The organism is Aurantiacibacter xanthus, from assembly GCF_003584015.1.
GTDB lineage: Bacteria > Pseudomonadota > Alphaproteobacteria > Sphingomonadales > Sphingomonadaceae > Alteraurantiacibacter > Alteraurantiacibacter xanthus.
Window position 1 is genome coordinate 1 of record NZ_QXFM01000036.1, and the last position, 14,904, is coordinate 14,904.

A 14,904-nucleotide genomic window follows, 5' to 3' on the forward strand; every position below is an offset into this window, starting at 1 on the left:
CCGGCGAGCGCTACGCCGAGCCAGCCCCTGCCCGGCCGTCAGGAAGATTTGCCGAAGATCGTCTCTTACGGCCCCGGCGGATTCCTGCGGCAGGGCCCCGGCGACCAGCAGGCCCCGATTCCGCCCGCGCCGCCGCGCCGCCTCGTTCCGGCCAAGCCCAGCCCCGAGATCGCCGACAAGACGAGCCTGCTCGACCTCAGCGACCGTGTGTGCCGCTGGCCGATGGGCCACCCCGGCGAGCCCGATTTTCACTTCTGCGGCGAGAAGGTGAACCCCGGTTTCCCCTATTGCGTCGAGCACTGCGGCCGGGCCTATCAGGCGCAGCTGCCGCGCGGCGCGCGCCGTCCCCCGCCGCCGCTGCCGTTCGGCGGACCGCGCGTGCGCTGAGCAGCAGACGCGACGAACAAGGCAAACGCCGGGGAGCCAGTGGTTTCCCGGCGTTTTCAATGCCATGATCCAAAGAAGAGAATTGGCCCCCGACTGCGGGGTGGGGGGAGTGTCGGAGGCCAATCGCGTGGACGCCCGCCGATTTGCCCAAGGGGCACGCGCGGGGCGATCCCAGTCCAATGGTTGGGGTTGGACTATCGAAACACCCACCAATCCGATCTGCGACCCGAACGGCTTGCCGATGCTTCGCGGCCCCACTAGGCGCGCGCATTAGGTCATGCACGTCACGCAATTACGTAACAGAAAAGACGCTCTGGGTGCGCCAGCGCTCAGATAGCGTTGCCGGGTTCGCGCCTCAGCGTTTGCTCGATCAGGTGCTGGTGATCGCGACCGAGCACAAGGCCCAGCGTGAAGCCGCGAATGCAGGCTGCCGTGCGGTCGGTCACGTTGAGCTTGTTGAACAGTCGCCGCACATACATGTCGACGCTCGACCGCGAGATGTCGAGGATCTGCGCGATCACCGAATTGCTCTTGCCGTCGCACATCCAGCTGAGCACCTCCAGTTCGCGGTTCGACAGCGCCGGCACCGTGTCGTCCATGCGCACCAGTTGGCAATAGCGCTGAAACGAGGTCTGCCCGACGTTGTTGACCCACTGCAACACGTTCACTTCAGGCTTTTCCGGGTGTGGCCAGGATGCGCCGAGAAAGCCGCTGCGCCCCTGCGGCCCGTAGCAGGCGACCCCCACCCCGCGGCCAAGCCCGAACTTTCCGGCGATCTCCAGATAGCGGCGCTCGCGCTCATCGATCGTCACCTGTTCGAGCGCGTCGGGCCAGAAGAACGCGCCGGAGACCGATAACGAAAAGTTCGGCAGAGGATCGACCCGATACAGATAGCTGCGATAGTGCCGCTCCCAGATGCGGGAATTGCCCAGCGATGTGAGAATCCGGCCCACCCGCGCATCGGAGGTGAGCGGCGCCAGAAAATAGGCCGCCGGAATCCCCGCCAGCGCCAAAGCCTCGCTGAGCGCCGCGCGGACGGCGAACACGTCGTCAGCCTCGGCGATTCTTTCGAGGGCTAGCGAGTCGGCTTGATCAGCACTGGGCATACCACGTCCCCCTCCGTTGGAACATTTGCGCCCACTATTATTATTAAATTACCCAAAAGTAATTTCGATGACCATGCATTGACAAAAGTTATCGGAAAGTTTCGCAGCGATCAACCCACTGCCCCGCTACGTTCAGCGCTTTCGCAGAGGCGGCACATGCCGGTCGATCACCAGCGAAGCAGCCGAGATCACAACTGCACATACCACAAGAATCGCAAAGAAGGGCCATGTACTTGCACCGCCCATCTCGATCAGAGCGCCGCCCAGCGCACTGCCTCCGATGGCGCCGATCCGGCTCATGAAAATGCCGAAGCCGATGCCGGAGGAACGGCAGCTTTGCGGATAGCCGAAGGTCATCAACACATACATGCCCGCGATTGCCGCGCTGAAGAAGCCCCCGGCCGCGCCGACCAGCCATGTCACCACGCGCTGCTGCATCGCATCGGGCGCAGCGGGCAGAGCTTCCACCTGCACCGCCAGCGCCAACAGCACACAGGCGAGCACCAGGCTGATCGCCAGCAGCACCCGGTGCGAGCCGAACCGCCGCATGGCAAGCCCGACGAGCACCGAACCGATCATCGAGGTCACCCCCGCCAGCGCCACCGCGCCGCCCGCATCCGCCAGCGTGAAGCCACGCGCGGTCAGCATCGTGGTGGTCCAGGTCAGGATCGAATAGGCCACCATCGCGGCGGCGGTGAAAGCAAGGCCGATCCCGATATTGAGCCGCATGTTGCGCTTGTCGAACACGCTGGTGCGCTGCCCTTCCTCCCCGTCGGCCTCGTGCCGTTCGGGGGCGAGTTCCTCGTCGGTATCGAGCACGAAGCGGGCGTTTTTCTGCGCCTGCTCGCGCTTGCCCAGCGCCAGCAGGAAGGCCGGACTGTCACGTAAGGTCACCACAATGACCACCGCCAGCAGTGTGGTCGCCAGTCCGATACGCAGAAAGGTGCCATCCCAGCCATAACTTGCCGCCATGCCCGGCCCGATCAGGCCGACGATCGTCCCGCCGATGGGGGTGCCGACCGACAGCGTACTGACCGTCACCCCGCGCCAGCGCTCGGGCAGCCACTCGCCTGCCAGGGCCAGTGCATTGGCATAGGCGCCGCCGAAGCCAAGCCCGCCAGCCAGCCGCCACAGAGCCATCTGCGTGACATCGCCCGCGCTTGCCGCCCCCACAGTCGACAGCGAGAACACCAGCGCCGAAATGGCCAGCGTCCAGCGCCGCCCGATAGCATCGCCCAGCACACCCCCGGCAAAGGAGCCCAGCCCGAACCCCACCAGCGCCGCGCCCGCGGCAATCCCGAAGGTGCTCGGATCGGTGCCGAAGCTCTCGATCACCAGCGGGGCCACGATGCCAAGCAATTGCAGGTCAATCCCGTCGCACACCAGCACCAGCATGCAGACTGCGGCGATCATCCACTGGAACGGTCGCACCGGCTGCGCATCGAGTGCCTCGGTAAAGCTCCTTGCCATTGCGGCTTCTCCTCCCTCGCCTGTTTTCTGCTATTTATGATCGCAATCATGCCGCACCTCCCGTAAAAGTCACGGACAATCGCTTCAGGTCAAAAATTGTTTCATAAAGGAAGTTTTCACCATGCCGATTTCGCTTCACGCGGCGACAGTGCCGACCATGCTGCAGCTGCTGGGCTCGGCGCATGGCTGGATCGACAAGGCGCGCGAGCACGGGCTTAGCGAGGACACGATGGCAAGCGGGTGCCTGATCGAGGACATGCTGCCCTTTGCCTATCAGATCAAAAGCATGGCGCACCATTCGAAGGGCGCGATCGAGGGCCTGCGCGCCGGCGTGTTCGGGCCGGACATGACCGATCCGCCCACGACCTGCGACGGGCTGCACGCCAAGCTGACCGAAGCCGAAGAGTTCCTGCGCGCGCTCGATCCAGCCGAACTGGACAGCCTTGCCGACGGCCCGATGCGGTTCGAATATCGCGAGTTCAACGTGCCGTTTACTCCGGTCGACTTCCTGCTCAGTTTCAGCCAGCCGAACTTCTTCTTCCACGCCACCACTGCCTATGACATTCTGCGCGCGAGCGGCGTGCCCCTCGGCAAGACCGACTATCTCGGCATGATACGCGCCAAGCAGGGCTAGGCGCGGGCTTCCTGCACCATTGCATCCGGCGCTGCGCGGGCACCGCACGAACTGGCGAAGGCAAGCCCTTCGCCAGCTTCGGTGCACCCCAACCGCTCAAGTAGTCATGGTTAAGCCCGGACTTCTCCGCCGGCGGGGCGAGCGTCATTGGCGCTTCATCGCCCAATGCCGCAAAACACCCGCCAGCGTGCTGCGCTATGCCAGCGCTCACCCTGCCGACAAATCAGCACTACTATCGCCTAAGTACACTACCTGATGGAAAGGCATGCCATCCGCTCACTTTAACGATACTATATAAAGTCATACAAAGCTTGGGACATTATGATTCGCCACCGCCCCTTCTCTTCGGCGGAGAACGCCTCTCCAACCTTGCTCCGCGTGCTGTTGCGAGGTTCGCACCTGACGGCGGGCGTCATCCTGCTCCTGGCACTGATGGAAGGCGGGCACTTCCTGACCTACGCGGCGGCGATCAGCCTGTTTTTCATGACGGCGCAGGCGGTCATCTCCATCGTTCTGGGCAGGATCAGCGAGAAACGCATCACCAATCTCGAGGATCTCGCGACCAAGGTCGACGAGCAACGGGCCCAGATCGAGCAACTGTTCAGCATGACCGATATGCTGCAAAGCGCGCTCAGCCGCGAGGATGCGGGCGAAGTGCTCGCCGCCACCGCCAGCAAGCTGCTGCCGGATCTGCGCGGGGCGCTTTACATCTTCAACAATTCGCAGGACCGGCTCGACCTTGTTACGCTGTGGCCCGTGGATGGCGTGTCCAATCCCATCAAAACGCTGATCCCGGCCAACTGCTGGGCCCTGAAACGCGGCAAGGTGCAGATCAACGATCCGCAAGCACGCAGCCTGTGCTGCAAGCACAATGCCGGGCGCAACGCCACGATCGAGGTGCCGATGATCGCGCGGGGCAAGGTTCACGGGCTCCTGATGTTCGCTTCCGACGATCTGGACGGCGCCATCCGGCTGCGCGAGATCGCGCGTGTGGCACAGGCGCTGGCCGATTCGATGAGCCTCGCGCTCGCCAACATTGCCCTGCAGGAGAAGCTGCGCACCCAGTCGCTGCGCGATCCGCTTACCGGGCTGTACAACCGCCGCTACATGGAGGATGCGCTCGAACGCCACCTCAAGATCGCCGAGCGCAATGCCACCCCCACCTCCGTGATCATGATCGATCTCGACCATTTCAAGCAGATCAACGATTCGCATGGCCACGGCAAGGGCGATGCGGTGCTGCGCGACGTCGCGGCGCAGCTGACCGCATCGGTCCGCCCGACCGATACCATAGCCCGCTATGGCGGTGAGGAGCTGATAGTCATCATGCCCGAATGCGAACTCGGGCACGCGATAGACAAGGCCGAGCTTCTCCGCAGCCGCATCGAGAGCCTGTCCACCCTGCACGGCACATCGATCACGGCCTCGTTCGGCGTGGCCTGCGTGCCCGAGACGTCAAGCTCGGTGCGCGAGCTGGTGCCAATGGCGGACGCGGCGCTCTATGTCGCCAAGAAGGCCGGGCGCAACTGCGTGAAGGCAGCCAGCAGACGCCAGATCCCCCCTGCCTCGAACACGCCCCCGCTTCTGGCCGTAACGAAGAAGTAAGGCGGCCAGCGGGGCTCCCCCCAGTTGCTTCGCACCCAAACAAAGAGGCCGCGCGGTTCTCACCGCGCGGCCTCCATTGTGTTGCCTTACAAGCCGGTTGAGGCTCAGTCGTCCTTGAGGAACGCGGGCATGTGGTCTTCACCACCGCCACCGTTGCCGCCGCCGTCACGATCGCGACGCGGGCCACGGTCGCCGCCGCGATCACCACCACGGCCACCGCCACGCGGACCACGACGGTCGCCGCGCGGCTTGTCGCCACGGTCACCGCGCGGCTCGCGCGGCGGGCGGGTGTCTTCCAGCTCTTCGCCGGTTTCCTGATCGACGACGCGCATCGACAGACGGACCTTGCCGCGCTGGTCGATCTCAAGCACCTTGACCTTGACCTCCTGACCTTCGGTCACGACGTCGGTCGGCTTCTCGACACGCTCGTTCTTCATTTCCGACACGTGGACGAGACCGTCCTTGCCGCCCATGAAGTTCACGAAGGCGCCGAAGTCGACGATGTTGACGACCTTACCGTCGTAGATCTTGCCGACTTCCGCTTCCTCGACAATGCCCTGAATCCACTTCTTGGCAGCTTCGATCTGGGCCACGTCGCTCGACGAGATCTTGATCAGACCTTCGTCGTCGATGTCGACCTTGGCGCCGGTCTCGGCGACGATCTCGCGGATCACCTTGCCGCCGGTGCCGATCACTTCGCGGATCTTCGACTTGTCGATCTGCATCGTCTCGATACGCGGCGCGTGGGCCGAAAGCTCGGTGCGGGCGGTGCCCAGCGCCTTCTGCATTTCGCCCAGGATGTGCGCACGGCCGGCCTTGGCCTGCTCGAGCGCCTTGCCCATGATCTCCTGCGTGATGCCGGCGACCTTGATGTCCATCTGCATGGTGGTGATGCCCGCCTCGGTGCCGGCCACCTTGAAGTCCATGTCGCCGAGGTGATCTTCGTCACCCAGGATATCGGACAGCACGGCGAATTCGTCACCTTCGAGGATCAGGCCCATGGCGATGCCCGACACCGGACGTTCGATCGGAACGCCCGCGTCCATCATCGACAGACAGCCGCCGCAGATCGTCGCCATCGACGACGAACCGTTCGACTCGGTGATGTCCGACAGAATGCGGATCGTGTAGGGGAAGTCTTCCTTGCTCGGCAGCACCGGGTGCAGCGCGCGCCAGGCCAGCTTGCCATGGCCGATCTCGCGACGGCCCGGAGCGCCGAAGCGGCCAACTTCGCCAACCGAATAGGGCGGGAAGTTGTAGTGCAGCATGAAGTTCGAATAGGTCAGGCCGTCGAGCCCGTCGATCATCTGCTCGGCATCCTTGGTGCCCAGCGTGGTGGTGCAGATCGCCTGCGTCTCACCGCGCGTGAACAGCGCCGAACCGTGCGTGCGCGGCAGGAAGCCGACCATGCTTTCGATCGGGCGGACCTGATCGAGCTTGCGACCGTCGATGCGCTGGCCGTCCTTGAGGATGGCGCCGCGAACGATCTCGGCTTCGAGCTTCTTGACCAGCTTGCCGGCGGTCATCTGCGTCTGGCCATCGGCCTCGGCATAATGGGCCTTGGCCTTGGCGCGCGCCTCGTTGAGCGCGTTGGCACGGGCCGACTTGTCGGTCAGCTTGTAGGCGGCGGCGATGTCGTCACCGACGATCCCGCGCAGCTCTTCCTTCATCGCGGCCTTGTCGTCCGACTGGTCGATCTGCCACGGCTCCTTGGCGGCCTGCTCGGCCAGCTCGACGATCAGCTTGACCACCTGCTGGTTGGCTTCGTGCGCGAACATCACCGCGCCGAGCATTTCCTCTTCGGTCAGCTCCTTGGCTTCCGATTCCACCATCATCACGGCATCGTGCGTGCCGGCGACGACGAGGTCGAGGCGGCCCTGCTCAAGCGCCGCTTCCTGCTTCGGGTTCAGCACATATTCGCCGTCGATCATGCCCACGCGGCAGCCCGAGATCGGGCCCATGAAGGGCACGCCCGAGATGGTCAGCGCAGCCGAAGCGGCGATCATCGAGAGGACGTCGGCCTCGGTCTCACCATCGTAGGAGAGAACCTGGCAGATCACGTTGATCTCGTTGTAGAACCCTTCGGGGAACAGCGGACGGATCGGACGGTCGATCAGGCGGCTGGTGAGGGTTTCCTTCTCGGTGGCGCCGCGTTCGCGCTTGAAGAAGCCGCCGGGGATGCGGCCGGCCGAGGAGAACTTTTCCTGATAGTGAACGGTGAGCGGGAAGAAGTCCTGCCCTTCCTTCACGGACTTGGCGGCGGTCACGGCGCAAAGCACCACGGTTTCGCCATAGGTGGCCAGCACGGCGCCGTCAGCCTGACGGGCGATGCGGCCGGTTTCGAGGGTGAGGGTCTTTCCGCCCCACTCCAGCGATACGGTTTTGGTGTCGAACATGGATTATCCAATCATACCCGCCAGCCAGATTGCTTGGCGGGGTTTCCTGCCGGGGATACCGTCCCGGTCCGGTGTGGGGCTATTTCACGCCCCTGGCCCCCTCGCCGGATTGCAAGGGATGGCCGCTTTCCATTGCCGGAGATTTGTGACCGGCAAATGTGCGAAGGGCGGCCTTTCGAGCCGCCCTTCGAGAAACTCTTACTTACGCAGACCCAGCTTCTGGATCAGGGCATTGTAACGCGCCAGATCCTTCTTCTTGAGGTAGGCCAGCAGGCTGCGACGCTTGTTGACCATCTTGAGCAGACCACGACGCGAGTGGTTGTCCTTGTGGTGCTCCTTGAAGTGCTCGGTGAGGTTGCGGATACGCTCGGTGAGGATCGCGACCTGCACTTCGGGGCTGCCGGTGTCGTTCGAGGCGACGGCGTTGTCAGCGATGATTTCCTGCTTCTTTTCGGCGGTGACCGACATTCATTCTACTCCGCGGCATCAGCTACAGTTGAACCCCCGCACGACCTTGGCCGTACCTTCCGAAAGCTCCATCAGCGCCACCGGCTCCTCGGCCAGTTTCGCGTAGTGCAGCCCGTCGGAATGGGGCAATCCCGAAATGACTCGGCCCTGACGGACCGCCTGCGCACTCTCGGGATCGAGGATCAGGGCCGGGATACCGTCCAGCCCCGCCTCAAGCGGCAGGATTATGTCTTCAAGAGGCGCGCCCTTACCGATTTCGTTCAATTTGTCCAGCGAAATCGCCTGAGCCTCGGTGAACGGACCGGCCTTGATGCGGCGCAGGTAGGTGACATGGCCGCAGGTGCCAAGGGCATGGGCGATGTCGCGCGCCAGGCTGCGGATGTAGGTGCCCTTGGAGACATGTGCGATGAGGGTTGCGCTGTGCAGAACAACATCCGCTCGCCCTGAGCTTGTCGGACTCGCAGAGGGGGCGAAGCCCCAACGGCCGCTCTTTTCTTCGGGTGTTGCGCTTGAAGAAAAAGGCGATCCTTCGACAAGCTCAGGATGAGCGGAGGAGAGGGTCAATTCGTGGATAACCACAGCCCGCGTGGCCAGCTCCACCTCTTCCCCTGCCCGCGCCCGATCATAGGCGCGCTTGCCATCCACCTTCAGCGCGGAATACTTCGGCGGCACCTGTTCGATCGGCCCGGTGAACTGCGCCAGCACCGCCTCCAGCGCCGCCAGCCTCGGCCGCACGGCGCTTTCCTCGATCACCGCGCCCTCGGCATCGAGCGTATCGGTCATCGTGCCGAACTGCACGGTGAAGGCATAGGCCTTGTCGCTGTCGAGCATCCGCCCGGCCAGCTTGGTTGCCTCGCCCAGCGCGATCGGGAGCACGCCCTCGGCCAGCGGATCGAGCGTGCCGCCATGGCCGACCTTGAGCCCGCCCTTCAGCTTCATGTTGAACCCGGCCTCGCGCAGGTTGCGCTTCACCGCGGAAACGGCCTGCGTCGACCCCAGCCCCACGGACTTGTCGAGGATAATCCAGCCATGCGGGTTCATCGGGCGATGAGGTCCGCCAGCGCAAGATAATGTCCGATTGCCCACTGCACCGGCACGCCAATGGTGTTGCCGAGCAGGTTCAGCCCCGGCGCCAGCCAGGTGATCGCAATCAGGCCGACGAACAGCAGCATCCCGAACGGCCGCAACCGCTCGTAAACCCGCGCGGCGCTGGGCGGTAGCAGGCCCTCGACGATGTGCGAGCCGTCAAACGGCGGGATCGGCAGCAGGTTGAACACCGCGAGAAACACGTTCACCAGCACCATGAAGAAACCGAAAGTCGCGGCGAGCACCACGCTGCCATCGGCATTGACGATGATCGGCGTGCCGCCATCGGAATAGCCAAGCGACATCCCCTGCGACAGCGAAAGGCCGAGCAGCACCGCCCCCACCAGCGCCAGAACGAAATTCGTGCCCGGCCCGGCGGCGGCCACGGCCATCATGCCATAACGCGGATTGTCGAGCCGCTGCTTGATCACCGGCACCGGCTTGGCCCAGCCGAAGATCGGCCCTCCGGTCAGCGCCAGCAGCCCCGGTACCACCAGCGTGCCCACCGGATCGACATGGCGCAGCGGGTTGAGGCTCAGTCGACGCCGTTCCTTTGCAGTGGGATCGCCCAGCAACAGGGCAACATAGCCGTGCGCGACCTCGTGAAACACGATGGCCACAACAAGACAGGGGATCAGCAGCAGGGCCAGCAGGATGGTTTCACTCATGGGCCGCTCACATGGGGATTTGCGGCCCCGCGGTAAAGCCCGTAAGCCTCAGGGTTCGTTATCGACAGACGAAAAATGGAGAGAGCATCACATGCCGCAGGCGAGCAGCCAGCCACCGCAGAAAGGCATCCTCGGGCGGATCGAGCGTGTCGGCAATGCCCTGCCCGATCCGGTATTCCTGTTCCTGTGGCTGATCCTTGGGCTGGTCGTGCTCTCGATCGTCGCCTCGCTGGCGCAGTGGCAGGCGTTTCACCCGACCGAGATCGACGAGGCCACCGGCACCAGCCGGGTGATCGCTGCCACCAGCCTGCTTTCAGGGGACAACATTCGCCGCCTGTGGGTCGACATGCCCGTCACCTTCACCCACTTTCACCCGCTGGGCTATGTGCTGGTGGTTATGCTGGGCGCAGGTGTGGCCGAGCGTTCGGGGCTGTTCGGCACGGCCATGCGCGGCGCCGTGCGCCATGCCCCCAAGGCCCTGCTCACCCCATTCGTCGCGCTCGTCGGCATGATCGGCAACCTTGCCGCCGACGCCGCCTATGTGGTGCTGGTCCCGCTTGCCGGAATCGTGTTCCACGCCGCCGGGCGCCATCCGGTCGCGGGCATTGCCGCCGCCTTCGCCGGCACCTCGGGCGGCTTTTCCGCCAACCTCCTGCCCGGCCAGCTCGATGCGCTGCTGTTCGGGATCACCGAGGCGGCGGTGGAAACCGTGTTCGGCGAGTTCACCGCCAATATCGCAGGCAACTGGTACTTCATCGCCGCGATGACCTTTGTGTTTCTGCCGGTGATCTGGTTCGTCACCGACCGCATGATCGAACCGCGCCTCGGCGCCTACGACCCGGCCCGCGCGGGCAATGCCCCCACCGGCGACAATCCCGACAAGGATCTGACCCCGGCAGAACGCAAGGGCCTCAAGCTGGCGGGGCTGGCCGTGCTCGCAGTCTGTGCGTTGTGGACCTACTTCACCTTTGGCCCCGGCACCCCGCTGATCGACGAGGAGGCCAGCCCGGAAGCCCGGCTGACACCGTTCTACCAGAGCCTCGTGGCCGGGTTCTTCCTGCTGTTCCTGCTGGCCGGCTGGGCCTACGGCAAGGCCGCAGGGGCGATCAAAGACCACCGCGACCTCGTCAAGATGATGGCGGGGGCGATGGAAGACCTCGCCTATTACCTCGTGCTCGCTTTCGTGGCGGCGCACTTCGTGGCCATGTTCGGCTGGTCGAACCTTGGCCTGATCCTGGCGGTGAACGGGGCGGACTTCCTCGGCGGCCTCGGCCTGCCCGCCTGGGCGCTGCTGGCGGCGATCGTCCTCGTCTCGGCGCTGCTTAACCTGTTCGTCGGTTCGGCCAGTGCAAAGTGGGCGCTGCTGGCACCGGTCCTGGTGCCGATGCTGATGCTGCTCGGCCTGTCGCCCGAAATGGCGACGGCGGCCTATCGCGTAGGCGACGGGGCGACCAACATCATCACCCCGCTGATGGTCTACTTCCCGCTGATCCTGATCTTCTGCCAGCGCTGGCAGGCCGACTTCGGTCTCGGCTCGCTGGCGGCGACAATGCTGCCCTATTCGATGGGGCTGCTCGTATCGGGCCTGCTGCTGACGGTGGGCTGGGTCATGCTAGACCTGCCGCTTGGCCCCGGCGCCAGCGTGTTCATCGACGTGCCGGTGGCGGTGCAACCGTAGCTGCCCCTCTCCCCTCCCTTCGGGGAGGGGCTTTCATTGTCACGGCTGGCGCGCGGCCCATTCCTCGGCGAGGATCGAGAACATCACGGTGTTGCGCAGATGGCCGGTCCAGGTCACGCGCTCGGCCCGGAGCACGCCTTCGCGCACCGCACCCAGCTTGCGCACCGCCGCCTGCGAGCGCTCGTTGCGTTCATCGACGCGAAACTCCACGCGGCGGAAACCGGCGGCAAAGGCGCGCCCCAGCACCAGCGGCTTGACCCGCGTGTTAAGCCCGCTGCCACGCTCGGCCTGCGCCATGAAGGTGCCGCCCAGTTCGAGCGTCTGCTTGCCCGCGACGATGTTGAGAAAGCTGGTCGTGCCCGCCACCCGGCCATCGCGCAGGATCACGAAGCCACGGCGCGCCGGATCGCCCAGCAGGCTGTCGAAATAGGGGTCGAACCCCGGCCCCGAAAGGTCGACCGGATAGATCGGCCAGACCGGATCGTCAGGCGGGCAGATCGCCCGCAGCGGCTCGCGGTAGTCCTCGCTCAGAGGTTCGAGATCGACCAGGCCCCCGTCCCACTCGTGATCGCGCAAGGGCTGCCCGAGCAGGGCCAGATCGACGATCATTATGCGTCGTCCTCGTCGTCGAGGTCGCGGCGCACCCGCGGGTCGTCGAGCAACTGGTCGATCCGGCTCGCCTCGTCGAAGGTCTCGTCGGCCTGGAAGCGCAGCTTGGGCGCGAACTTGAGGCCAAGCCGCTGCGCCACCTCGCGCTGGAAGAACGCGGTGTTGACCTGCAAGGCCTTGACCACGGTCTTCTCGTCCTCGCCCAGCAAGGGCTTTACGTAGACCTTGGCCTGCCTGAGGTCCGGCGACATCCGCACCTCGGTCACGGCGATGTTGTGCGCGCTGAGTACCTCGTCATGCGCCTCCCCGCGAGCAAGCAGCTCACTGAGGATATGGCGCACGCGCTCGCCCACCTTCAGCAGGCGGACCGAGGGATCATCGGGGTTCGAGTGTTTTGCCATAGCCAGGTGCCCCCTCCCGCGAACGGGAGGGGTATCCGATCACAACACGCGCTCGCGCTCTTCAATCTCGAACACTTCGAGATTGTCGCCGGGCTTGATGTCGTTGGTATCGGCCAGAACCACGCCGCACTCGAGACCCGTGCGGACCTCGTCGACGTCGTCCTTGAACCGGCGCAGCGACTGGATGGTCGTGGCCGACACGATGACGTCGTCGCGGGTAAGACGGGCGAACAGGCCCTTCTTGATGACACCGTCGATGACCAGCAGACCAGCCGCCTTGTCCTTCTTGCCCGCCGGGAACACCTGCTTGACCTCGGCGCGGCCCACCACGTGTTCGATCTTCTCGGGGCCCAGCTCGCCGGCCAGCTCCTTCGAGACCTCTTCGGTGAGGTGATAGATCACATCGTGATACATCATCCGCGCGCCGTCGCGCTTCACCAGCTCGCGGGCCTTGGCGTTCGGGCGGACGTTGAAGCCCACGATCGGCGCCTTCGAAGCCACGGCCAGCGACACGTCGCTCTCGGTGATCGCACCCACGCCGGCGTGCAGCACGCGGACCTTGATGAGATCGTTCGAGATGTTGTGCAGCGCGTTGACGATCGCCTCGACCGAGCCCTGCACGTCGGCCTTCACCACCACCGGCCATTCAATCACGTCGCTCTTGTTGAACATCGTGTCGAAGCTGGTCGGCGCGAGGGCCGTGCGCTTCTCGGTTTCCTTTTCCTTGCGATACTGCGCCACTTCGCGTGCCCGCTGTTCGTTCTCGACCACGGTCATCATGTCGCCCGCCGAGGGAACGCCGCCGAGGCCAAGCACCTCGACCGGCATGCCGGGGCCGGCTTCCTTGATCTGCTTGCCCTTGTCGTCGACCAGCGCACGCACACGCCCGCTCTGGGTGCCGACCACGAAGGTATCGCCACGCTTGAGCGTACCGCGGTTGACCAGCACCGTCGCCACCGGGCCACGGCCCTTGTCGAGCTGGGCTTCGACCACGGTCGCCTCGGCCATCCGGTCGGGGCGGGCCTTGAGTTCGAGCAGTTCGGCCTGGAGCAGGATCTTGTCGATCAGCTCGTCCAGACCGGCGCCGGTCTTCGACGAAACTTCCACGTCCTGCACATCGCCCGACATCGCCTCCACGATCACCTCGTGTTCGAGCAGGCGTTCGCGGATCTTCTTCGCGTTGTACTCGGGCTTGTCGGCCTTGGTGATCGCCACGATCATTGGCACGCCAGCGGCCTTGGTGTGGCTGATCGCCTCGATCGTCTGCGGCATGATCGCATCGTCGCCCGACACCACCAGCACCACGATATCGGTGACATTGGCACCGCGCGCGCGCATCTCGGTGAAAGCGGCGTGGCCCGGCGTATCGAGGAAGGTGATCTTGTCCTTGCCCTTCGTCGTGATCTGATAGGCGCCGATATGCTGGGTGATGCCACCGGCTTCGCCCTTCACCACATCGGTGCCGCGCAGGGCGTCGAGCAGGCTGGTCTTGCCATGATCGACGTGACCCATGATCGTGACCACTGGCGGACGCGGCTGCAGCGTCTCTTCCGGATCGGTGTCGGTCGAGGTGTCGATATCGACATCGCTTTCCGACACGCGCTGGATGCGGTGGCCGAATTCCTCGACCAGCAGTTCGGCGGTATCGGCGTCGATGGTCTGGTTGACCGTCACCATCATGCCCATGTTGAACAGCGACTTCACGAGGTCGGCACCCTTCTCGGCCATACGCTGGGCGAGTTCCTGCACCGTGATCGCCTCGGGCACGATCACATCGCGCACCTGCTTCTCACGCGGGGCGGACGAGCCGCCACCATGCATGCGCCGCTCCTTCTCGCGGGCACGCTTGAGCGCGGCGAGGCTGCGCGCGCGGCGCCCCTCGTCCTCGTTCAGCGCCCGGTTGACGGTGAGCTTGCCCGAACGACGCTTGTCGGCAGCGCTGCCGCCACCGGCATTGTTGCCACCACCGCCACGGTCGGCCGGCGCAGCGGGAGCACCGCTGGTGCGCTTGGGCTTGTCGGCGGTCTTGCGCTCCACCTTCTCGGGCTTCTTGATCTCGGGCCGCTTGACCGGAGTGAACCGGCGCGGGCTCGGTGTGACCGGAGCAGCGGGAGCCTCGTCAGCAGGTGCGGGCGCAGCCTCTGCCTCAGCCTTGGCCTCGGGTTCTGCCGGAGCGGCCTCTGCCGGGGCAGCCTCGGCGGGCGGATTGGCAGCCGCTTCCTTGGCGGCGGCTTCCTCGGCGGCACGCTGCTTGACGGCCTCTTCCTCGGCCTTGCGCTTGTCCTCGGCGCGGCGCTTTTCGTCTTCCGCAGCCTGGCGCGCCTCTTCTTGCTCACGCTTGCGCGCTTCCTCGGCCACCCGCAGACGGTCTTCCTCGGCCTCGCGCTGAAGGCGAG

The 14,904-nt window shown here is 65.0% G+C and carries 13 protein-coding genes; 4 read left to right on the forward strand and 9 right to left on the reverse strand.

Going from position 1 to position 14,904, the window contains the following annotated elements; genetic code table 11:
* A partial coding sequence (locus D2V17_RS04190) for a GcrA family cell cycle regulator (protein ID WP_220474059.1) occupies positions 1-387 on the forward strand: 387 nt, incomplete at its 5' end.
* A 329-nt stretch (positions 388-716) separates the two neighbouring features.
* On the opposite strand, the gene D2V17_RS04195 is transcribed toward D2V17_RS04190, so the two are convergent.
* Complete coding sequence (locus tag D2V17_RS04195) at positions 717-1,493, reverse strand: helix-turn-helix transcriptional regulator (RefSeq protein WP_119591877.1); 777 nt, start codon at positions 1,491-1,493, stop codon at positions 717-719.
* A gap of 132 nt (positions 1,494-1,625) precedes the next feature.
* Entirely contained in the window at positions 1,626-2,963 is a 1,338-nt protein-coding gene (locus tag D2V17_RS04200; RefSeq protein ID WP_119591878.1) for an MFS transporter, read from the reverse strand.
* A 121-nt stretch (positions 2,964-3,084) separates the two neighbouring features.
* Here D2V17_RS04200 and D2V17_RS04205 point away from each other — a divergent pair, with 121 nt between their 5' ends.
* The gene (locus D2V17_RS04205) at positions 3,085-3,597 is read left to right on the forward strand and encodes a DUF1993 domain-containing protein (RefSeq protein ID WP_119591879.1); all 513 of its coding nucleotides are present in this window, start codon (positions 3,085-3,087) and stop codon (positions 3,595-3,597) included.
* Positions 3,598-3,981: 384 nt separating this feature from the next.
* A complete protein-coding gene (locus D2V17_RS04210) occupies positions 3,982-5,202 on the forward strand; it encodes a sensor domain-containing diguanylate cyclase (protein WP_220474060.1) in 1,221 nt (406 codons plus the stop codon).
* 104 nt (positions 5,203-5,306) lie between these two features.
* Here D2V17_RS04210 and pnp read toward each other — a convergent pair whose 3' ends face one another.
* From pnp to D2V17_RS04230, 4 genes are all read right to left on the reverse strand, one after another.
* Positions 5,307-7,598 (reverse strand): polyribonucleotide nucleotidyltransferase, encoded by a 2,292-nt coding sequence (gene pnp, locus D2V17_RS04215; protein ID WP_119591881.1) that lies wholly within the window; start codon positions 7,596-7,598, stop codon positions 5,307-5,309.
* Between the two features lie 198 nt (positions 7,599-7,796).
* A complete protein-coding gene (gene rpsO, locus D2V17_RS04220; protein WP_119591882.1) occupies positions 7,797-8,066 on the reverse strand; it encodes a 30S ribosomal protein S15 in 270 nt (89 codons plus the stop codon).
* Positions 8,067-8,084: 18 nt separating this feature from the next.
* On the reverse strand, positions 8,085-9,107 hold the full coding sequence (truB, locus tag D2V17_RS04225; RefSeq protein WP_119591883.1) for a tRNA pseudouridine(55) synthase TruB: 1,023 nt from the start codon (positions 9,105-9,107) through the stop codon (positions 8,085-8,087).
* Positions 9,104-9,820, reverse strand: a complete 717-nt coding sequence (locus D2V17_RS04230; RefSeq protein ID WP_119591884.1) for a site-2 protease family protein — start codon at positions 9,818-9,820, stop codon at positions 9,104-9,106. Before D2V17_RS04230 ends, truB begins: the two co-directional genes overlap by 4 nt.
* 91 nt (positions 9,821-9,911) lie before the next feature.
* On the opposite strand from D2V17_RS04230, the gene D2V17_RS04235 reads away from it, so the two are divergent.
* A complete protein-coding gene (locus tag D2V17_RS04235) occupies positions 9,912-11,498 on the forward strand; it encodes an AbgT family transporter (RefSeq protein WP_119591885.1) in 1,587 nt (528 codons plus the stop codon).
* A 39-nt stretch (positions 11,499-11,537) separates the two neighbouring features.
* Here D2V17_RS04235 and D2V17_RS04240 read toward each other — a convergent pair whose 3' ends face one another.
* The 3 genes from D2V17_RS04240 to infB all read right to left on the reverse strand — a co-directional run.
* Positions 11,538-12,107: a GNAT family N-acetyltransferase gene (locus tag D2V17_RS04240; RefSeq protein WP_119591886.1), complete on the reverse strand. Its 570-nt coding sequence runs from the start codon at positions 12,105-12,107 to the stop codon at positions 11,538-11,540.
* Positions 12,107-12,508, reverse strand: coding sequence for a 30S ribosome-binding factor RbfA (gene rbfA, locus D2V17_RS04245; RefSeq protein ID WP_119591887.1), 402 nt, complete (start codon positions 12,506-12,508; stop codon positions 12,107-12,109). Before rbfA ends, D2V17_RS04240 begins: the two co-directional genes overlap by 1 nt.
* Positions 12,509-12,547: 39 nt before the next feature.
* Positions 12,548-14,904: translation initiation factor IF-2 (infB, locus tag D2V17_RS04250; RefSeq protein ID WP_119591888.1), on the reverse strand; the 2,357-nt coding region annotated here is incomplete at its 5' end.

What these genes read in the sequence shown, in the direction of transcription:
- D2V17_RS04195 (WP_119591877.1), bottom strand. Translation starts at nt 1,493, where the DNA reads ATGCCCAGTGCTGATCAAGCCGACTCGCTAGCCCTCGAAAGAATCGCC.
- D2V17_RS04200 (WP_119591878.1), bottom strand. Translation starts at nt 2,963, where the DNA reads ATGGCAAGGAGCTTTACCGAGGCACTCGATGCGCAGCCGGTGCGACCG.
- D2V17_RS04205 (WP_119591879.1), top strand. Translation starts at nt 3,085, where the DNA reads ATGCCGATTTCGCTTCACGCGGCGACAGTGCCGACCATGCTGCAGCTG.
- pnp (WP_119591881.1), bottom strand. Translation starts at nt 7,598, where the DNA reads ATGTTCGACACCAAAACCGTATCGCTGGAGTGGGGCGGAAAGACCCTC.
- rpsO (WP_119591882.1), bottom strand. Translation starts at nt 8,066, where the DNA reads ATGTCGGTCACCGCCGAAAAGAAGCAGGAAATCATCGCTGACAACGCC.
- truB (WP_119591883.1), bottom strand. Translation starts at nt 9,107, where the DNA reads ATGAACCCGCATGGCTGGATTATCCTCGACAAGTCCGTGGGGCTGGGG.
- D2V17_RS04230 (WP_119591884.1), bottom strand. Translation starts at nt 9,820, where the DNA reads ATGAGTGAAACCATCCTGCTGGCCCTGCTGCTGATCCCCTGTCTTGTT.
- D2V17_RS04235 (WP_119591885.1), top strand. Translation starts at nt 9,912, where the DNA reads ATGCCGCAGGCGAGCAGCCAGCCACCGCAGAAAGGCATCCTCGGGCGG.
- D2V17_RS04240 (WP_119591886.1), bottom strand. Translation starts at nt 12,107, where the DNA reads ATGATCGTCGATCTGGCCCTGCTCGGGCAGCCCTTGCGCGATCACGAG.
- rbfA (WP_119591887.1), bottom strand. Translation starts at nt 12,508, where the DNA reads ATGGCAAAACACTCGAACCCCGATGATCCCTCGGTCCGCCTGCTGAAG.